Origin of the sequence: Burkholderia sp. 22PA0099 (genome assembly GCF_047497165.1) — a bacterium.
Taxonomy (GTDB): domain Bacteria; phylum Pseudomonadota; class Gammaproteobacteria; order Burkholderiales; family Burkholderiaceae; genus Burkholderia.
In genome coordinates this window covers 2,457,631-2,476,059 of record NZ_CP163165.1, presented here as the reverse complement: position 1 = coordinate 2,476,059, position 18,429 = coordinate 2,457,631, and the positions used below count along the sequence as shown (strand labels likewise).

Sequence of the window (18,429 nt, the reverse complement as noted above, 5' to 3'; positions counted from 1 at the left end):
CCATGCATCCTGCTTTCTCGAGGTTCCGCCGTTCCTCAGCATCCGGAAACCCGCGCACGGCCGGCGATCTCTGCCACGACGTGCCTTGCGTCGATGCCGGGGATCCGAACTCGGTGGTGATGGAGATCTTCTCGTCGCGACGCGACATGGGCAGCCTGGCGGTGATCGAGGCCGATCGCCCGATCGGCCTGATCAACCGCAATATCTTCATGTCGCAGATGAGCAAGCCGTTCCATCGCGAGCTGTACGACAAGAAGAGCTGCATCGCATTCATGGACAAGGAGCCGTTGATCGTCGATGCCGACATCAGCATCGAGGCCTTGGCGTTCCGCACCGTCGAGGCGGGCGAGAAGGCGCTGGTCGACGGGTTCGTGGTGACGCGCGAGGGCCGCTTCGTGGGCCTCGGCAGCGGCCTGCAACTGGTCAGCGCGGTGGCCGAGATCCAGGCCGAGAAGAATCGCGAGGTGATGCAGAGCATCGAGTATGCGAGCGTGATCCAGCGCGCGATGCTGAGTGCCTCCAGCGAGACGCTGTCGAAGCTGCAGGGCGCGGCGATGGCCTGGCAGCCGCGCGACGTGGTCGGCGGCGATTTCTACCATTTCTCGGCGAACGACAAGGGCTGGTTCGGCGCGGTGGCCGATTGCACGGGCCACGGCGTGCCGGGCGCGTTCATGACGATGCTGGCGTCGGCCTCGCTGTCGAAGGAGCTGGAGCAGATCGGCCCGCGCGACCCGGCGGCGCTGCTGGCCGCCGTGAACCGCAGCGTGAAGAGCCTGCTCGGGCAGGCCAAGGGTTCGGCCGAGCGCACGGAATCCGACGACGGGCTCGACGCGGCGTTCTTCTGGTTCGACGCCATCGAGAGCGTGCTGCATTTCGCCGGCGCGAAGATCGGCCTGCATATCCTCGCGCCGGGCGCCGAGCAGTTCGACACCGTCGCCGCCGACCGGATGGGCGTGGGCTATGTGGACAGCCGCGCCGATTACGCCTGGAAGCTGCATTCGCTGCCGGTGGCCGCGGGCAGCGTGCTGTTCGTCTGTACCGACGGCCTGACCGACCAGATCGGCGGCCCGCGCAAGATCGCCTTCGGCCGCCGCCGCGCGCTCGACACGATTCGCGCGCATCGCGATGCTGCCCCGGCGGCGATCTGCGAGCGGATCAACGAGGCGCTGGCCGAATGGCAGGGCCGGCAGCCGCGCCGCGACGACGTGACGTTTTTTTGTGCCCGTATCTAGTCAACCGTAACCATGTCTCACATGCTCGAACAAGACAGCGCATTTTTCGACCTGGCGCAGCGCCGCAACGTGCTGTTCTATCACAAGGGTTACTTCTCCCATAACATCGTCGCCGCGATGGGCGAGGTGGTGAAGTTGCAGCTGGAAGTGGCCGGCGTGGCCGGCCCGACACGCCGCAAGCTGTTCTCGTCGTTCATCGAACTGTCGCAGAACATCATTCATTACTCGCTCGACGCGCTGCAGCCCGGCGGCGACGGGCAGGGCGCGATCCGGGAAGGCGCGGTATGCGTCTCGAAGGACGGCGACCGCCATGTGATGTGGTGCGTCAATCCGGTGGCGACCAGCCAGGTCGAACTCCTGCGCAACAAGCTCGAACCGCTGCGCACCATGTCGCTGGAAGAAATTCGGCAGGCATACAAGGTATCATTGCGCGCCGAAACACCCGAGGACAGCAAGGGCGCAGGCCTGGGCTTCCTCACCATGGCGCGCGATGCCAGCGCGCCGCTGGAATTTGCTTTTTATCCGCGTGACGACGATTCCGGGATCACGCTGTTTTGTCTCACGGCCATCATCTGAGTAGGAGGCACTCGATCCATGGATAACCTTTACATTGCCGCCACGACGACGTCGCCTGAGATCGATTTTCGTTTCGATCAACATCAGCTGGCGATCAAGGGCGAGTCTTACCCCGAAAACGCGGCTGCATTCTATGCCCCCATCATCGAGCAACTGGGTCAGTACCTCGACGCCAGCTCCGGGGCCGAAATCACAATCGATGTCGCGCTGACCTATTTCAACAGTTCGAGCACCAAGATGCTGTTCAGCATTTTCGATTCGCTCGATCAGGCCGCCCAGTCGGGCAGCCATGTGGCGTTGAACTGGTATCGCGACGAGGAAGACGAGACGATCGCCGAATTCGGCGAGGAACTGAAGGCGGATTTCGGCGCCATCGAGTTCACCGATCGTCCAGTCGCGCATTAAGGAAGGCAAGGTGAGTTCGACGTCTTCACGAGACACGTCCACGGGCGCCGCGCCCGATCTGTTCCAGAACGAGAGCGCCGCGCTCGAACGCGCGCGCGCCACGCACCTGGCGGGCGACGCCGATGCCGATACCTATCGCCGCTCGCTCGGCGAACTGATCGAGCATTACGAGCGGCTGATGCGCGAGACGCGGCGGCTGATCGGCCGCAGCGATCGCGCCGAGCGCGAGATGCAGGCGCTGGCGCAGCAACTGGCGCACCGCGCCTCGCACGACGCGCTGACCGGCGTGCTGAATCGCAGCGCCGTGATCGAGCTGACCGCCAAGACCTTGCGCACCAGCAACGCCGCGATGGTGGTGCTCGATATCGACGAGTTCAAGCGGGTCAACGACGATTTCGGCCACCCGGTCGGTGACCTGGTGATCCTCGGCGTGGTCGATTGCCTGCGGCGCATCGTGGGCGAGCTCGGTTTCATCGGGCGGGTGGGCGGCGAGGAATTCACGGTGCTGCTGCCGCGCAGCGATTTCGCCCACGCGGCCGACCTGACCGAGCGCATGAGGCAGAGCATCAGCGATTCGCTCTCGGTGCCGCAGGTGCCCCGGCGCATCACGGCCAGCTTCGGCGTCAGCGTCAACGTGGCCGGTACCAGCTTCGATACCGCTTACGGGCTGGCCGACGCGGCGCTGTACCGGGCCAAGCGCGGCGGGCGCAATCGCGTGGAGTTCGCCGAGCAGTAAGGGGCGAGGGCGGCCGTGGGCTGCCTCGTCCGGGTTTTTCTTCGGGTTTCCCGGTTTTTCTCGTGGTTTCCCATGGCTGGCTTGTCCGGCTCTTTCTGTCGTGCCGCGGCTTGCGGCGCATCGCATCCCATCTTCCTCTGGGCCGATTTCCCTGGCCGACTTGCCGTGCGGCTCGACCGCGCGCGGTCATGCCGCGCTGCGCATGCGCCAAGGGCGGGGCGGTGCCGGTGAAACGATGGGAGAGTCTTGCCGCGCCGCTCGACCGCATGCCGGCCATGCCGCCTCGCGTACGACCAGGGGGCCGGTGAAAACCGACGAGGCATGCTTGCCGCGCCGCGCACATATCCAGGCCGGGGTGGGGCGCGTGAAAACGAAGAGGGAATCGGCAGTACGAAGGACGGAAAAAGCGGCGGACCGCGTTGCACGGCCGCAGGTTCGGCGCGGGTGCCGGCGTTTGGCGACGCCCGCACCCGCGCCCCGTGAACGCCTTATGCGTGCGCCGCCGCCGCGCGCCGCGTGGCGAGCCGATCCCATAGCAGGCTCGCGCGGTTGCCGCTGCGGCAGTACGCGAACACCGGCTTCGGCAGCGTGTCGACCAGCGCGGCGAACGCATCGAGTTCCGGCTCGCCGATGCCGCTGGCCGACGCGATCGGCAGATAGCGTGCCTCGAGGCCGAGCGCGCGGGCGCTGGCGGCGATCGTCTCGAAGGCCGGCTGATCGGCGCTTTCGCCATCGGGCCGGTTGCAGAGGATCGAGCGGAAGCCCGCGTCGCGGATCGCCTTCAGGTCGGCCGGCGCGATCTGGCGCGACGCCGTGAAGCCGCTGGCCTCAGCGGCGCGGCATTGCTCGATCGCCTGCCGGAAGCAGGCGACGGCGAAATCGATATCCTGTTCGGTCGTGAAGCGCCCGAGGCTCAGGCGCACCGTGCGGCCCGCCGCGCCGGCATCGAGGCCGATCGCGCTCAACACGTGCGACGGCGTGCCGGCCGCCGAATTGCAGGCCGAGGTGGACGACACCGCGAGCGACTCGCCGAGCATGAACGGCAGGAAGCCCGGCACGTCGACGCGCAGGCTCAAGGTGTGCGGAATGCGCGTGGCCGCTTCGGCGTTCTGCACCACGTTGCCGAGTGCCCGCATGGCCGTGCTCAGGCGCGCGTTGAGCGCCGCGATACGGGCGATTTCGGCTTGCAGCTCGCTGGCCGCCAACTCGCAGGCCACGCCCATGCCGACGATCTGATGGGTGGCCAGCGTGCCCGAGCGCAGGCCCTGCTCGTGGCCGCCGCCGTGCATCTGCGGCGCGATGCGGGCCGCGATCTCGTGGCGCACGTACAGCGCGCCGATGCCCTTCGGGCCATATACCTTGTGCGCCGACATCGACAGCAGGTCGATGCCGAGTGCCCGCACGTCGATCGCCGTCTTGCCGAGCGCCTGCGCGGCGTCGACATGCAGCAGCGCGCCGGCCGCGTGCACCACGCGCGCGATCCCGCCGATGTCGGTCAGCGTGCCGATCTCGTTGTTGACCAGCATCAGCGACACCAGGCCGGTGTCGGGGCCGATGGCGGCCGCCACGGCATCGGCCGTGATTGCGCCGGTGGCTTCGGGCGCCACGTGGCTCACCGCCAGGCCCTGCCTGGCCAGATGCGCCATCGTATCGAGCACGGCCTTGTGTTCGAGGCGGCTCGTGACGAGGTGGCGCCGGTCGGTCGCCCGTTCGGCATAGCCCTTCAGCGCGAGATTGTTCGATTCGGTCGCGCCCGAGGTCCAGACGATCTCGTCGGGCTGTGCGCCGATCAGCGCGGCCACTTGCCGGCGGGCCTGTTCGACGCGCACGCGCGCCGCGCTGCCGGCCGCATGCGAGCTGGACGCCGGGTTGCCGAACACGCCGTCGAGGCCGAGGCAATCGGCCATCGCGGCGATCACGCGAGGGTCGGCCGGCGTGGTGGCGGCGTAGTCGAGGTAATGCAAGGTGTTCATGTCTGGCCTTCTGCCCCTTTCTGAGTGGAAGAAATGATACGTGGGGCAGCCCGGAAAAAATCTCCAAACTTTGTTCTGAAATCGCCGATCAGGGGAATAAATTTCTCCGCCGTGGCGGTGTGCGGCATTGGTGGCAGCGGCAGCAGCGGAGGCGCGACGGCGGGAGCGGGCCGCCGTTGCGCGGTGACGGGGGCGCGCCGTTCCTTCGTCGTGCCGCCAGACGGTCGCCCACGCCCGCGCCACGCATCGGCCGCCCGATGCGCGGCGTACGGCACTTCAGTGCGCGGCGCTCGCCGTGGCGACCCACTGCTCGAACTGCGCCTTGTTGCCGTCGAGCCAATCGGTCGCGAGCTTGCGGATCAGCGTTTGCGAACCGCCGTTGCGGCTGATCGCGTATTCCCAGCCGGACCACGTCGACGACGGGAACTTGATCTGCTCGATCAGCACGCGCACCGCCGGGTTCGCGGCGATGAACGCGCGGTTCGCCACCGAGGTCCAGTTCCACGAGGCCATCGCCATCCGGCACGGGTCGGCGTTGCCGGCGCAGCCCTGCACGCCGTTGACGAGCGGCGAGCCGGTGTTGCTCACGTTCGGCGGCAGCGCGGCCTCGGGCGTCGGCAGCCACACCACGTCCTTGCCGGGCACCAGCGCGTTGACCGTCCACGACGGGCTCCAGGCGTAGAAGAACGCCGGCTTGCCCTGGCGCACGCGCGCCACGGTATCCACCATCAGCGCCTCGTACTTGCCGCGCACGGCCCGCACGGTGTTCTGCAGCCCGAAACGATTCAACTGGTAATCGACCACGTCGCCGCAGCTCCAGCCCGGGTCGCAACTGATCAACTGCGCGCGGCCGTCGTTGCCGAACAGGGCGGCCAGTTTCGGGTCCTTCAACTGCGCGAGGTTGGTGATCTTGTAGGCGTCGGCCGTCTTCTTGTCGATCAGATAGCCGTTGATGCCGCCGCCGATGATCATGCCGGTGCCCACCACCTGCGCGTCCTTCTCGACCGAGCGAAACGCCAGCTCGCGCTGCGGGAAGTTCACGTCGGTCGCCAGATCCTCGTCACCCTGCGCCGCCGCCTGGAAGAACAGCGTCGTGTTCATGGTGGTCAGCTTCACGTCGTAACCGAGCTGTTTGATGCCCTGCATGACGATCTGGGTGGCGACGTAGTTGCCCCCGAAACTGTCACCCTGCGCGTAATGCACGGTCTTGCCCTTGCCGGGCAAGGTTTGCGCCCCGGCGGGCAGGCCCGCCATCATCATCACCGCGAGCGCTGCCGCGCCGCATGCTGCCGCCAACGTCTTCATCAAGCCACTCCTGCATGGGTAGGATCGTCGTCCGGCGTTGCCGCCGGATGGCCCGGGCACGGGGTGCCGGGCCGGTTGGTTTTACTTCGAAACTTCGCAATGCCACGGCGTGCGGCGCGGCGCGCTTACAGCGCCTGCCGGCTGTCGCTGTCCTGCGGCAGCGGGTGGCCCGGATGGGACGGCGGGGAGGCCGGGGCCGTGCCGCCGGCGCCGCTTCGGGCGGCGCGCTCGCCGCGCACGAAGCGGCCCAGCACGGTGCGCCAGCCGCTGCCGCCCGAGGGGCGGGCGCGCGCCAGCTTCTGCGTGATGCGGTCGAGCATCATCGCGAGCAGCACGATGGCGATGCCGCCGATCGCGGCCTGCCCGACGTCGAGCCGGCCGAGCCCTTGCAGCACCACCAGCCCGAGCCCTTCGGCGCCGATCATCGAGATCACCACCGACATCACCATCGCGGTCAGCACCGTCTGGTTCAGGCCGCCGAGGATGGTCGGCACCGCGAGCGGCAGTTGCACCTCCCACAGCAGTTGCCGGCGGTCCGCGCCGAACGCGAGGCCGGCTTCCACCAGTTCGTGATCGACCATCCGGATGCCCAGATGCGTGAAGCGGATCAGCGGCGGCATCGCGGCCACCACCACGGCCACCTCGCCCGGCACGGTGCCGACGCCGAACAGCATCACCACCGGCACCAGATAGACGAAGGTGGGCGTGGTCTGCATCACGTCGAGCAGCGGCTGCACGATGCGCCAGACGCGCTCGCTGCGGGCGCAGGCGATGCCGACCGGAATCCCGATCGCGGCGCAGAACACGATCGCCGTGACGATCAGCGCCAGCGTGGTCATCGCGTCGGCCCACACGCCGAGCGCGGCGATCGCCACCAGCCCGGCCAGCGTGAACGCACCGATCGCCTTTCCGGCCGCGCGCCACGCCACCAGCGCGGCGAGCACGACGAACACCGGGAACGGCAGCGCGTGCAGCGCATCGACGTTCGCCTCCAGCAGCTTCTGGATCGGCCACTTGATCACGGAAAACAGCGGGCGCAGATGCAGCGCGACCCATTGCACGAAGGTCTGGATCCAGTCCGCGACGGGGAACACCGCCAGGTCGTCGGCTTTAAGCATGATGGACTCCGTTGGCGCTCTGCGCGCCGATGCGGGCGAGCACGCGGGCCGCCTCCAGTTGGCCGACCAGGCGGCCGGCTTCGTCGGTCACGCCGATCGTGCCGTGGTTGCCGAAATGCGGCGCGGCGTCGATCAGGCGCGCCGAGGCGGGCACGCAGGCGATGCCGCGTTCGAGCGGCGGCAGCGCGCCGCCGTCGCGCAGCGCGGCCAGTTGCGCGGCGTCGCGGCGGGCCAGCGTGCCGAGCAGGCGCGTGTCGGCGTCCACCACGAACGCCGGGCCGGCCGCGCCGTCGCCGAGCACGCGCCAGCCGTCGCGTTGCACCAGCGTGTCGAGCGCGGTCATCGACGCCTCCGCGCAGAACAACCTGGCGCGATCCACCTCGCGCGTGAAGCCGGCCACGTAATCGCTGCCCGGCTCCGTCACGATCGATTGCGGCGTGCCTTCGCGCACCAGCCGCCCCTCGGACATGATGGCGATGCGCGTGCCGAGCTTCAGCGCTTCCTGGAAGTCGTGCGTGATGAACAGGATGGTCTTGTTCAGCGTGCGTTGCAGGCGCAGCAATTCGTCCTGCATCTCGGCGCGGATCAGCGGGTCGAGCGCGCTGAACGCCTCGTCCATGATCAGCACGTCGGCGTCGGTGGCGAGCGCGCGGGCCAGGCCGACGCGCTGGCGCATGCCGCCGCTCAGTTCGTGCGGCATCTTCTCGGCCCAGCGCCCGAGGCCCACCACCTCCAGCACCTGCGAGGCGCGCTTGCGGCGCGCCTCGGCCGACATGCCGCGCAGCTTCAGGCCGAACTCGACGTTTTCGATCACGCGGCGGTTCGGCAGCAGTGCGAAATGCTGGAACACCATCGAGATGCGCTTGCGGCGCACCTCGCGCAGCGCGCGCTCGTCAAGCGTGCACAGATCCTCGCCGTCGAGCAGGATGCGCCCGGCGCTCGGCTCGTTGAGGCGGTTCACGCAGCGCGCCAGCGTGGATTTGCCGGAGCCGGACAGGCCCATGATCATGTACATCGCGCCGGCGGGCACGCTCAGCGACACGTCGTCGAGGCCGACGACCTGGCCGGTGTCGCGCAGCACGTCGGCCTTGGTCGCGCCCTGGCGCAGCATGCCGAGCGCGCGCTCGGGGCGGTCGGTGAACACCTTGTACAGGTTTTCGATGGTCAGGCGTGGGGTCATGCTCGGAGCTCCTTCGACGGTTCGCCGGCGCCGGGCAGCGCGCGCAGCGGCGAGAATGCGGTCGGCACCAGGATGCGGTTTTCCGCGTGTTCGATCCACTCCGACAGGCGCGGCACGAACGCCTGCCAGCGCGCGTCGTCGGCGAGGCGCTGGCGGCGCGCGCGGCGATCTTCGAGATCGGCGTAGCCCCACCAGTGCACCACCTGGCTCAGTACGCCGATCTCGGTGGTGAAATAGCCGAGCAGGTTGCCGAGCACCGGCTGTTGCAGCGGCAAGGCCTCGTCGCGCACCAGCGCCAGGAAGCGCGCCATGCCGCCGTTGCGGATCTTGTAGATGCGTTCCTCGACGATCATCGTTCGTCCTCCTGCACATCCGGCGAAACATCCGACGAAACATCGAGCGTGGCGTCGAGCAGGAAGCGGCGCATCAGCGCGGCCACTGCATCGGGCGCTTCGTTGAGGATCGAATGGCGCAGGCCGGGCAGGATCGCCAGTTGCGAACGGGCGATCCGCTCGTGCATGTAGCGCGCCATGCGCGGGTTCGAGCCGAGGTCGTCCTCGCCGGTGGCGATCAGCGTGGGCACGGCGATCTGGTCGATCAGGCCGCCGAAATCGGTCTGCGCGAGCAGCCGGTAGGCGGCCGCGTAGCAGGCCGGATCGTTCTCGGCGTTGCGTCGGCGCAGCTCCGCCACCAACTGCGGGTGCGCGGCCTGGAACGGTTCGGTCAGCCAGCGCGACAGCGACGCGTCGTAGTGCGCGCCGCGCTCGCCGGCCTGCAGCGCGGCCAGCCGCGCCAGCACGCGGGTGCGTTCGTCATCGGTGCGGCCGGCCACGGTGGACAGCAGCACCAGCCGGTTCAGGCGCGCCGGCTCGGTCAGCGCAAGACGCTGCGCGACCAGCCCGCCGAGCGAGAAGCCCGCCAGGTCGAAGCGCGCGAAACCCGCATGATCGGCCAGCGCGATCACGTCGCCGACGAACTCGTCGATCTCGTAGCGGCCCGGCACGCGCGTCGAGCCGCCGTGGCCGCGCAGGTCGAAACTCAGCACGCGAAAGCCGCTGCCGAGCGCGTCGATGGTGGCCTGCCACGCGTCGAGATACGAACCGACGCCGTGCACGCAGATCAGCGCGCGCGGGCCGTCGCCTTGCAGCCGGTAGTGGAGCGCCACGTCGCCGCGCACGAAGTGCGCGTCGATGGCCGAGAGCGGGGCGGCGGGAAGGGCGTCGCGCATCGCTCAGGCCCCCGCCGCGGTGGTGCTCAGGGCCGCGCCGGCGGCCGGCTCGCGCGCCGTGAAATGCGGCATCACCTCGTCGATGAACAGGCGCAGCGTTTTCATCTGGAGTGCGAACGGCAGGTTGAACGACAGGCCCAGGCAGAATTGATCGACGCCTTCATCTTCGTAGATCTTCAGCTTGCGGATCACTTCGTCGGGCGTGCCGAACATCAGGTTGTCGCGCACCGCCTGCGGATCGTAGTTGGCGCGGTTCGACACGGTTTCGTACGGCACCGCTTCCGGAAAGCCGTTGCGCACCGTGCCGATATTCTGCATCAGGTTCTCGAAGTAGCGGCCGTAGTCCACGCTGTGGCGCACCGCCGTTTCCCAATCTTCCTGGCGGTCGTACACGCAGGTGCGGCGCTGCATCATGAAGCGCGGGCGCGGATGCTCGGGATGGTCGGCCACCGCCTTGCGGAATTTCTCGCCGAGCACCGACACCTCCGAGGCCGGCGCGGACAGCGGCGTCGACAGGATGTTCGCGCCGATCCCCACCGCCCAGTCGAAGCTCGCCGGATCGCGCGTGGCGACCCAGATCGGCGGGTGCGGCTGTTGCAGCGGCTTCGGCACCGAGGTGGCGAGCGGGAATTTCCAGTAATGGCCGTCGTGCTCGTAATCGCCTTGCCACAAGCTGCGCACGGCCGGCACCAGTTCCTTCATGTAGGCCACGCCTTCCTGCTGCGGCATGCCGCCGGCCATCCGGTCGAACTCGTACTGGTACGCGCCGCGCGCGATGCCGAATTCGAGCCGGCCGTTGGTCAGGTGGTCGCACATGGCGGCTTCGCCGGCCAGCCGGATCGGCGACCAGTACGGCGCGACCAGGGTCGCGGTGCCGAGCCGGATCCGTTCGGTGTGCTGCGCAAGCCAGGTCAGGATCGTGAACGGGTTCGGCGAGATCGTGCACTCGATGGTGTGATGCTCGGCGGTCCACAGCGTTTCGAAGCCGCCGGCGTCGGCCACGCGCGCCAGCGCGAGCAGTTGCGCGCGGGCGTCGGACATCGAATCGTCGGGAGAAAAGCGCTCCATGCTGAGCGATACGGCGAATTTCATGCTTGCCTCAAATCGGAAGAAGGTTGCGCGTTCAACGCAGACGAATCACGAACGGGTCGTGCATCGCGCCGGAGTAATCGAGAACCACGTTCTTCACGCGCGAGAACTCGCGCATCACCTCGAAGCCGCCGCGTCGACCGTAGCCGCTGTGCTTGAGGCCGCCGTTCGACGACATGTAGGCCGCCGAGCGATAGGTGTTGATCCACACCGTGCCGGCGTCGATGTCGCGCGCGAAGCGCATCGCGCGATCGATGTCGCGGGTCCAGATGCCGGAGGCGAGGCCGTAGTCCGAATCGTTGGCCAGCCCGATCAGTTCGTCCTCGGTCGAGAACGGCACCACGCCCACCACCGGCCCGAAGATTTCCTCGCGCATGAAGCGCATCTGGTTGGTGGCGTTCGTGAGCACGGTCGGCTCGAAATACCAGCCGTCGGCCAGCTCGGCGGCGGCCGGCGTGCGCCCGCCTGCCGCCACCTTCGCGCCTTCCTCGATGCCGGAGGCCACGTAGCGCTGCACCTTGTCGAGTTGCGAGGCCAGCGCGAGCGGGCCGATGTCGGTGTCGTCGTGCATCGGGTGGCCGACCCGCACGCGGCGGGTGCGCTCGACCAGCGCCTCCACGAACTGGTCGTGGATCGACGCCTCGACGAAGCAGCGCGAGCCGGCCACGCAAGTCTGGCCCGCCGCCGCGAAGATGCCCGACACCACGCCGTTGACGGCGCGCTCGATATCCACATCGCCGAACACCACGTGCGGCGATTTCCCGCCCAGTTCCATCTGGCACGGCACCAGGTTCTGCGCGGCGTTGCCGGCGATCTTGCGGCCGGTGACGGTGCTGCCGGTGAACACGTACTTGGCGATGCCGGGGTGGCGCGTCAGCGCATCGCCCGTGCGCACGCCGTCGCCCGTCACCACGTTGAACACGCCCGGCGGAATGCCGGCCTCGATCGCCAGTTCGGCCAGCGCCAGCGTGGAAGCGGTGGCGTGCTCGGACGGCTTGGCGACGATCGTGTTGCCGATCGCGAGACACGGCGCGAGCGTGCCGGTCAGCATCATCAGCGGCGAATTCCACGGGATGATCATGCCGACCACGCCGATCGGCTCGCGCAGGTTGAAGTTCAGCGTGTCGAGCTTGTTGACCGGAATCGTGTCGCCCTGCAGCTTGTCGGCCATGCCGCCGAAATACAGGTAGGAATCCGGAATGGCGCGCATCTGCACGCGCATTTCCTTGAGCAGCTTGCCGTTGTCGCGGCACTCGATCATCGCCAGTTCGTCGGCGTGCTCGAGCACCAGCTCGCCGAGCCGGCGCACCAGCTTGCCGCGCTCGGTCTGGGTCATGCGGCGCCAGCTCGGGTGCTTCAGCGCGGCCCGCGACGAGCGCACGGCGGCGTCCACGTCGGCTTCGTTCGATTGGGCGAACTCGTACCACGGGCGGGCCGTGGTCGGATCGAAGCTCGGGGCGTATTCACCGCTGGCCGGCTCGACGAAGCGTCCGTCGATGAAGTTGCCGATGCGCCGGCCTTGCAGGGTGTCGATGGTGGTATTCATGAAGTGTTCCGGAGTCCTGTCGGTTCGTCACTGCGGCGCGCGCGCCGCCCACGGTTGAGCGGCGCCCACGGCCGCGACGCGTCCGCCGTCGTGGGCGCCCAGATAGATCGAGTAGCCGGCGCCGCCGGTGGTTTCGAGCACGAAGCGGCGCAGCATGGCGCGCATCTCGACCGATTCGATTTCGTCGTACGGAAGGTTCGCCATCGGAAACAGGCGGAAGCCGGGCGGCAGCGCCAGCGCGCCACGCGGCTCGGCCAGGCGCGCCCGGTAGATCAGGTAGCCGGAATCGTGGCCGTCCACGTCGTACACGGAATAGAGGAAGGTGTCGTCGGCCACCAGCGCCAGCTCGCCGCCGCCGGCCAGCGGCAGCCGGCCGTTGGCGCGCCGGCGCGGCGCGGTGGGCAGCACCCAGCCGCCCTTGCCGTCGGACACCAGCAGCAGATCGCCCTGCGCCTCGATCAGATAGCCCACGATCATGTCGTTCGACGACAGCCAGCCGGCCGGCAGCGGGTCCTTGACCTGCGCGTAGCGGCCCCGGCAGAAGCCGAGCGGCGCGGCCGGGCTGGTGCCGAACGCCTGCACGCGGCCGATCAGGATCACGTGATCGCCGGCATCCACGCGGTCGTGCATGGTGCAGTCGAACCACGTCATGCAGTCGGTCAGCACCGGCGCGCCGGTGTGCACCACGTCATGATTGACCGAGGCGAACTTGTCGGCCGCCTTCGAGGCGAACAGGTTCGATACATCGGTTTGCGCGTCGCCGAGCAGGTTCACCGCGAAGCGCTCGGCCGCCGCGAATGCCGGGTAGCTCGACGCGCCCTTGCCGACGCACACCAGCAGCAGCGGCGGATCGAGCGAGACCGAGGCGAACGAGTTGGCCGTCATGCCGCGCGGGCGGCCTTCGGCATCGATCGTGGTGAGCACCGTGATGCCGGTGACGAAGGTCCCGAACGCGCGGCGCAGCGCGATCGGGTCGAGGGTGTTGCGGATATCGGATACTGCCGCTTGCATGGCCATTCACCTCGAACAGTGTTGCGTTGAGATGAATGTATGTGGCGGAAATTGGGATGGCTTCCTGCGGAACGAAGGAGAAGGCGCGCCGATTCCCCTTCGGTCTGTCGGACGTCGCCGCGCTAATGGGCCTCGTGGGCCGCGTGGGTGGCGAGGCGGGCGGGGTGGCCGCCTTCGAGCAACTGGTGCAGTTGCAGCGCGAGTTCGATCGAGAAGCGCCGTTCGGGCGTTTCGACATCGATGCCGAACAGTTCGCCGATGCGCGAGAGCCGGTAGCGCAGCGTGGTGACGTGCAGGCCCATCGCGTCGGCGCAGGCCTGGCTGCGGCAGCCGTGGCGGATGTAGGTGGCGAGGGTATCGATATAGGAGGCGCGATGCTGCTCGTCGTAGGCCACCACCGGGCCGATCGTGCCCGCGATGAACGCGCGCACGTCCGACGAATCGGCCGCGCCGATCAGCATCGGCAGCGGGCCGAGGTCGGGCACGCTGAGCACGCCGGTCTTGCCGAACGCGCGCGCCACGCGAATCATCCGCCAGCAGCGGTCCCATTCGTTGGCCAGCGCGTCGAGCCCGGCCACCAGGTCGCCCGCCACCAGCGTCGGCTCGCGGCCGAGCAGCGGCACCAGCGCCGCGCACAGCTGGCGCGAGAACGCGGCCACCGCCGCCGGGCTGCGCGCCGCCGCCTCGGGCAGCAGGCACACCAGGCCGCTGCCCACCGTGACCGGATGGATCGTCAGTTTCTGTTGCGCGGCCAGCAGCGTGGCGATCCGGTGGCACTCGTGCGAGCGGTCGAGCGCCGCGCCGTCGCGCGCCGGATAGTCGATCACCAGCAGCCGGCTCGGCGCCGCCAGCGCCACGCCCAGGCGGCTCGCGCGCGCGAGCAGGTCCTGCTCGTCGCGCCAGCGGCGTTCGACCACCTCGAAGAACAGTTCGGTCAGCGTACGGTTTTCGGAACGGAAGCGGATCACGCCGCGCATCAACTGCACGCTCATCGCGAACTTGGCGTTTTCGATCGCCACGGCCCGCAGTTCGCCAAGCTCGCCCGGCTCGCGATCGCCGAAACCGAAACCGAGCAGCGCGCCCACCGTTTCGCCATCCACCTGCAGCGGCTCGATGTCGGCATGCAGCGCCGCGCCCGACGGCAGGTCGAAGCGCACGCGCCGCAGCGCGCGCCGCTCGATCGCCTGCTGCACGTCGGCGCGGATCTGCAGGCCGGTGTCGCCGTCGAGCAGCGCGCGCCAGCCGGCTTCGTCGAGCGCGGCGTCGGGCGAATGCGAGGCCATCATCTCGCCGCCGTAGAAATCGATCACCAGCAGCGGCGCTTCCAGCAGGTCGGCCAGCATGCGCGTGAGCGTGGCCATCGAGCCGCCGGCCAGCACCTCCTGGAGCATCGCGCCCTGCACGGCGGCGATCCGCTGCATGCGCTCGGCGGCCGCGCGCTGGGCGCGCTGCTGATGGGCGCGCTCGATTGCGATGGCGCCCAGGTGCACGATGAATTCCATGAACGCGAGCAGCTCGGGCGGCAGGTCCACCACCTGCCGCGACGACACCGACAGCACCATCGGCCGGCCCTCGATGTCGCGGCTCGCCATCGGCAGCACCAGCACGGTGCGGTAGCCGCGCTCGGGCGCCTCGCGCCGGTAGCCGAGGAATTCGGTGGTTTCGAGCGCATCGCGGATATACACCGCCTCGTTGCGTTGCAGCGCCACCAGCGCCGGGCTGGTGGCCAGCTCCCAGCGGTCGGCCAGCGGCTTCTTGAGCAGGGTGGGATCGCGCCGCGCGATCACGTGCGCGTAACCGTGCGCGCTGTCGACGCTCATGATCGCGCCGATGTCCCAGCCGCCGTGGCGGCATGCCAGCTCGATCACGCTGTTGAGCAGCGCATCCGCTTCGGCATCCGTACTGATTCGGCTCGCAATGTCGCGCAGCGACGACATCAGCGCCAGCGTGTCAGGCATCGAGACCTCCCTTGGGTTGTGACGGACTATACGACTTATCGCAGTGTCAAAAAAGTCGGGCTTCCGCTGAATCGGAGGAAGACGCTCGATTTCACGCTACATAGGATTCGCTCCATCGTCACTCACCCGATGGAGAACGCAGATGAATACCGAAGTTCGCAAGATCGCCACGTTTGTCGAAACCCTGATGATCGAAGGCGGCAAGCCCGCCGAGCAGCCCATCACCACGGTGGTGGTGGCCGCCGTGCTGCGCAACCCGTGGGCCGGCAAGGGCTTCTGCGAGGACCTGCGCCCCGAGATCCTGCGGCTCGCGCCCACGCTCGGCAAGGAACTGACCAGCCGCCTGGTGGCGCTGATGCCGGCCGAACGCGTGCAGGCCTACGGCAAGGCCGCGGTGGTGGGCGTAAACGGCGAGATCGAGCATGCCTCGGCGCTGATTCACACGCTGCGCTTCGGCAACATGTTCCGCGAGGCGGTGAACGGCACCACGTTCCTGAGCTTCACGAACACGCGCGTCGGCCCCGGCGCGATGCTGTCGATGCCGATGATCCACAAATCGGCCACCGGCCAGCGCTCGCACTTCCTGACGGCAACGTTTCAGATTGCCGACGCGCCCGCGCCCGACGAAATCCTGATCGCGATCGGCGCGGCCGACGGCGGCCGCGCGCACCCGCGCATCGGCGACCGCTTCACGGACATGGCCGAAATGGACGAAGAGAAAGCGCAGGCCTGAGCCTGCTCCGCGCCCGGGGCCGCGCCATTGGATGACGCGGCCCCAGGCGGTTTCCTCCTACTTTGCGGTTCCGATGCCATGTCCGACGTCATCACGCTGATCACCCGCCTGCCGGCTGATCAGGAATCCGAATATCTTGCCGCGCTGGCGGCGGCCATGCCGGACGAAACCGTCGTGCCGTTCCGGCAGGCGGACGCGGCGCAGCGCGCGCGCAGCACCATCGCGATCGTCGCGCGCCCCGATCCGGCCGAGCTGGCCGCGCTGCCGAAGCTCGCCTGGATCCAGAGCCTGTGGGCCGGCGTCGAACAACTGGTGGCCAGCCTGCCGCCCGGCGCGCCGCCGGTGGTGCGGCTGGTCGATCCGGAGATGTCGCGCACCATGGCCGAGGCCGTGCTGGCGTGGACCTATTACCTGCAACGCGACATGCCGGCCTACCGCGCGCAGCAGCAGGCGCGCGACTGGCTGCAGCGCCCGTACCGCAAGCCGGCCGATACGCGGGTGGGCATCGTCGGGCTCGGCACGCTCGGCGCGTGCGCGGCGGCACGGCTGATCGAGGCGGGCTTTCGGGTGGCCGGCTGGAGCCGCACGCCGAAGCAGGTCGAGGGCGTGCAGGCCTGCCACGGCCCCGACGGGCTGATGCGGATGCTGGCCGACAGCGACATCGTCGTGTGCCTCGTGCCGCTGACCGACGCCACGCGCGGCCTGCTCGATCGCGAGCGGCTCGGCGCGATGAAGCGCGGCGCGGCGCTGATCAATTTTTCCCGGGGGCCGGTGGTGGCGACGCGCGACCTGCTCGCCGCGCTCGACACGGGCCACCTGTCGCATGCCGTGCTCGACGTGTTCGACGTCGAACCGCTGCCGGCCGCCTCGCCGCTCTGGGCGCATCCGGCGCTGACAGTGCTGCCTCATGTGTCCGCGCCCACCGACGTGGCCACTTCGGCCGCCGTGGTCGCGGCGAACGTGGCCGCCTATCGCGCCACCGGGCGCATGCCCGACGCGGTCGATCGATCGCGCGGCTACTAGGCCGGCAGCAAGACCCGCCTCACCGGCAGTTCCCGCAAGAAACTTCCGCGCCGTTACATCGAGCGCGCGGATTCGTGCTGCCGAATGTTTTCGATGGCTTCCGTTTCGCTTCATGTCACACCACACCACCCAGGGGAAATCATGAGATTTGCAGCACGATGGACGGCGGCAGCCGTGTTGTTCGGCGGCACGGCCGCGGTGGCGCACGCGCAAAGCAGCGTGACGCTGTACGGCATCATCGACGAAGGCCTGAACTTCACGAGCAACGCGCGCGGCAAGGGCACGTTTCAGATGAAGAGCGGCGACACGTTCGGCAGCCGGTGGGGCCTGAAAGGCGTCGAGGATCTCGGCGGCGGCTACCGCGCCGTGTTCCAGCTCGAGAACGGCTTCGACGTGAACAGCGGGGCGCTGAAGCAGGGCGGGCGCGAGTTCGGCCGCCAGGCGTGGGTTGGATTGCAGTCCGAACGATTGGGCACGGTGAGCTTCGGGCGCCAGTACGACCCGACGATCGACCTGTGGAGCGGCTACACCGGCGCGGGCGGCGTGAGCGGCGACGTGGCCTCGCATCCGTTCGACAACGACAACGCCGATTTCGATTTCCGCGTGAACAACTCGGTCAAGTATGTGTCGCCCACGTTCGGCGGCCTGAAGGCCGAGGCGATGTACGGCTTCAGCAACGATCCGGGCTTTGCGAACAACCGGCTCTACAGCGCGGCCGTGCAGTATCGCGTGGGCGGCCTGAGCGCGGCGCTCGGCTACCTGCGCACCGACGCGGCCGGTTCCGCCGGCTCGGCCAACGGCGCGGTGGGCAGCGACGCGGCGTTCAGCGGCTCGTCGGAGCAGAACATCGTGGCGGGCCTCAGCTATACGTTCTCCACCGCGAAGATCGGCGTGTCGTATTCGCATGTGGACGTGTACGACCCGACCGCCAGCGCCTATATCGCCGCGGCTGCCACGCAGCCGGTAGGCGGGCGCTGGCAATCGTGGAAGTTCGACAACTATGAAGTCAACGGCAAGTACTGGATCACGCCGGCCCTGTGGCTGTTCGGCGCGTACACGTTCACCGACGCGCGCCTGAGCGCCAACATCGGCACGTACCAGCCGAAGTGGCATCAGTTCTCGCTGATGGTGAACTACGACCTCAGCAAGCGTACGGCGTTGTACGTGCAGGGCATGTATCAGCACGTGGTCAGCGCGCACACCGGCACGGCATTCGACTTCGCGACCACGCCGGCCTCGGCCGGCGCGTCGTCGGGCGAGAACCAGACGCTGGTGCGGCTCGGCATGATTCACCGCTTCTGAGCGCGGGGCGGCCT

The 18,429-nt window shown here is 68.6% G+C and carries 17 protein-coding genes; 7 read left to right on the top strand and 10 right to left on the bottom strand.

Going from position 1 to position 18,429, the window contains the following annotated elements:
* The first annotated feature begins 2 nt into the window (after window positions 1–2).
* Genes AB4851_RS26395 through AB4851_RS26380 form a run of 4 tightly spaced genes read left to right on the top strand, consistent with a single transcriptional unit; the run spans window position 3 to window position 2,949 of the window.
* A complete protein-coding gene (locus tag AB4851_RS26395) occupies window positions 3–1,232 on the top strand; it encodes a SpoIIE family protein phosphatase (protein ID WP_414449443.1) in 1,230 nt (409 codons plus the stop codon).
* Window positions 1,233–1,244: 12 nt separating this feature from the next.
* Complete coding sequence (locus AB4851_RS26390; protein WP_414449442.1) at window positions 1,245–1,808, top strand: SiaB family protein kinase; 564 nt, start codon at window positions 1,245–1,247, stop codon at window positions 1,806–1,808.
* Window positions 1,809–1,826: 18 nt separating this feature from the next.
* A complete protein-coding gene (locus tag AB4851_RS26385; protein WP_206129001.1) occupies window positions 1,827–2,213 on the top strand; it encodes a DUF1987 domain-containing protein in 387 nt (128 codons plus the stop codon).
* Between the two features lie 10 nt (window positions 2,214–2,223).
* Entirely contained in the window at window positions 2,224–2,949 is a 726-nt protein-coding gene (locus tag AB4851_RS26380; RefSeq protein ID WP_414449441.1) for a GGDEF domain-containing protein, read from the top strand.
* A 488-nt stretch (window positions 2,950–3,437) separates the two neighbouring features.
* Here the strand turns inward: AB4851_RS26380 and AB4851_RS26375 are convergent, their stop codons facing one another.
* The 10 genes from AB4851_RS26375 to AB4851_RS26330 all read right to left on the bottom strand — a co-directional run bounded on the left by AB4851_RS26375 (window position 3,438) and on the right by AB4851_RS26330 (window position 15,357).
* Window positions 3,438–4,922: an aminotransferase class V-fold PLP-dependent enzyme gene (locus tag AB4851_RS26375; RefSeq protein ID WP_414449440.1), complete on the bottom strand. Its 1,485-nt coding sequence runs from the start codon at window positions 4,920–4,922 to the stop codon at window positions 3,438–3,440.
* A gap of 276 nt (window positions 4,923–5,198) precedes the next feature.
* Window positions 5,199–6,227: a glycine betaine/L-proline ABC transporter substrate-binding protein ProX gene (proX, locus tag AB4851_RS26370; protein ID WP_414449439.1), complete on the bottom strand. Its 1,029-nt coding sequence runs from the start codon at window positions 6,225–6,227 to the stop codon at window positions 5,199–5,201.
* Between the two features lie 125 nt (window positions 6,228–6,352).
* Complete coding sequence (locus tag AB4851_RS26365; RefSeq protein WP_414449438.1) at window positions 6,353–7,345, bottom strand: ABC transporter permease; 993 nt, start codon at window positions 7,343–7,345, stop codon at window positions 6,353–6,355.
* Entirely contained in the window at window positions 7,338–8,525 is a 1,188-nt protein-coding gene (locus AB4851_RS26360; RefSeq protein ID WP_414449437.1) for a quaternary amine ABC transporter ATP-binding protein, read from the bottom strand. The genes AB4851_RS26365 and AB4851_RS26360 overlap by 8 nt, the downstream gene beginning before the upstream one ends.
* Window positions 8,522–8,878 (bottom strand): NIPSNAP family protein, encoded by a 357-nt coding sequence (locus tag AB4851_RS26355; protein ID WP_414445139.1) that lies wholly within the window; start codon window positions 8,876–8,878, stop codon window positions 8,522–8,524. Before AB4851_RS26355 ends, AB4851_RS26360 begins: the two co-directional genes overlap by 4 nt.
* The gene (locus tag AB4851_RS26350) at window positions 8,875–9,753 is read right to left on the bottom strand and encodes an alpha/beta fold hydrolase (RefSeq protein ID WP_414449436.1); all 879 of its coding nucleotides are present in this window, start codon (window positions 9,751–9,753) and stop codon (window positions 8,875–8,877) included. Before AB4851_RS26350 ends, AB4851_RS26355 begins: the two co-directional genes overlap by 4 nt.
* A 3-nt stretch (window positions 9,754–9,756) precedes the next feature.
* On the bottom strand, window positions 9,757–10,845 hold the full coding sequence (locus tag AB4851_RS26345) for an LLM class flavin-dependent oxidoreductase (RefSeq protein ID WP_414445141.1): 1,089 nt from the start codon (window positions 10,843–10,845) through the stop codon (window positions 9,757–9,759).
* Window positions 10,846–10,876: 31 nt separating this feature from the next.
* Window positions 10,877–12,388 carry an aldehyde dehydrogenase gene (locus AB4851_RS26340; RefSeq protein ID WP_414449435.1) on the bottom strand — a complete coding sequence of 504 codons (1,512 nt, stop codon included), beginning with the start codon at window positions 12,386–12,388 and terminating at the stop codon, window positions 10,877–10,879.
* 27 nt (window positions 12,389–12,415) lie between these two features.
* The gene (locus tag AB4851_RS26335) at window positions 12,416–13,399 is read right to left on the bottom strand and encodes a flavin reductase (RefSeq protein ID WP_414445143.1); all 984 of its coding nucleotides are present in this window, start codon (window positions 13,397–13,399) and stop codon (window positions 12,416–12,418) included.
* A gap of 122 nt (window positions 13,400–13,521) precedes the next feature.
* Entirely contained in the window at window positions 13,522–15,357 is a 1,836-nt protein-coding gene (locus AB4851_RS26330) for a helix-turn-helix domain-containing protein (protein WP_414449434.1), read from the bottom strand.
* A 142-nt stretch (window positions 15,358–15,499) separates the two neighbouring features.
* Between AB4851_RS26330 and AB4851_RS26325 the strand changes: the two genes are divergently transcribed.
* The 3 genes from AB4851_RS26325 to AB4851_RS26315 all read left to right on the top strand — a co-directional run bounded on the left by AB4851_RS26325 (window position 15,500) and on the right by AB4851_RS26315 (window position 18,415).
* Window positions 15,500–16,090, top strand: coding sequence for an amino acid synthesis family protein (locus AB4851_RS26325; RefSeq protein WP_414449433.1), 591 nt, complete (start codon window positions 15,500–15,502; stop codon window positions 16,088–16,090).
* A gap of 78 nt (window positions 16,091–16,168) precedes the next feature.
* Complete coding sequence (locus AB4851_RS26320; RefSeq protein ID WP_414449432.1) at window positions 16,169–17,113, top strand: 2-hydroxyacid dehydrogenase; 945 nt, start codon at window positions 16,169–16,171, stop codon at window positions 17,111–17,113.
* A 141-nt stretch (window positions 17,114–17,254) separates the two neighbouring features.
* Window positions 17,255–18,415, top strand: a complete 1,161-nt coding sequence (locus tag AB4851_RS26315; protein ID WP_414449431.1) for a porin — start codon at window positions 17,255–17,257, stop codon at window positions 18,413–18,415.
* The last annotated feature ends 14 nt before the right edge of the window (window positions 18,416–18,429 follow it).

Coding starts and splice junctions, on each gene's coding strand:
- AB4851_RS26395 (WP_414449443.1), top strand. CDS start 3: ATGCATCCTGCTTTCTCGAGGTTCCGCCGTTCCTCAGCATCCGGAAAC.
- AB4851_RS26390 (WP_414449442.1), top strand. CDS start 1,245: ATGTCTCACATGCTCGAACAAGACAGCGCATTTTTCGACCTGGCGCAG.
- AB4851_RS26385 (WP_206129001.1), top strand. CDS start 1,827: ATGGATAACCTTTACATTGCCGCCACGACGACGTCGCCTGAGATCGAT.
- AB4851_RS26375 (WP_414449440.1), bottom strand. CDS start 4,922: ATGAACACCTTGCATTACCTCGACTACGCCGCCACCACGCCGGCCGAC.
- proX (WP_414449439.1), bottom strand. CDS start 6,227: ATGAAGACGTTGGCGGCAGCATGCGGCGCGGCAGCGCTCGCGGTGATG.
- AB4851_RS26365 (WP_414449438.1), bottom strand. CDS start 7,345: ATGCTTAAAGCCGACGACCTGGCGGTGTTCCCCGTCGCGGACTGGATC.
- AB4851_RS26360 (WP_414449437.1), bottom strand. CDS start 8,525: ATGACCCCACGCCTGACCATCGAAAACCTGTACAAGGTGTTCACCGAC.
- AB4851_RS26355 (WP_414445139.1), bottom strand. CDS start 8,878: ATGATCGTCGAGGAACGCATCTACAAGATCCGCAACGGCGGCATGGCG.
- AB4851_RS26350 (WP_414449436.1), bottom strand. CDS start 9,753: ATGCGCGACGCCCTTCCCGCCGCCCCGCTCTCGGCCATCGACGCGCAC.
- AB4851_RS26345 (WP_414445141.1), bottom strand. CDS start 10,845: ATGAAATTCGCCGTATCGCTCAGCATGGAGCGCTTTTCTCCCGACGAT.
- AB4851_RS26340 (WP_414449435.1), bottom strand. CDS start 12,388: ATGAATACCACCATCGACACCCTGCAAGGCCGGCGCATCGGCAACTTC.
- AB4851_RS26335 (WP_414445143.1), bottom strand. CDS start 13,399: ATGCAAGCGGCAGTATCCGATATCCGCAACACCCTCGACCCGATCGCG.
- AB4851_RS26330 (WP_414449434.1), bottom strand. CDS start 15,357: ATGCCTGACACGCTGGCGCTGATGTCGTCGCTGCGCGACATTGCGAGC.
- AB4851_RS26325 (WP_414449433.1), top strand. CDS start 15,500: ATGAATACCGAAGTTCGCAAGATCGCCACGTTTGTCGAAACCCTGATG.
- AB4851_RS26320 (WP_414449432.1), top strand. CDS start 16,169: ATGTCCGACGTCATCACGCTGATCACCCGCCTGCCGGCTGATCAGGAA.
- AB4851_RS26315 (WP_414449431.1), top strand. CDS start 17,255: ATGAGATTTGCAGCACGATGGACGGCGGCAGCCGTGTTGTTCGGCGGC.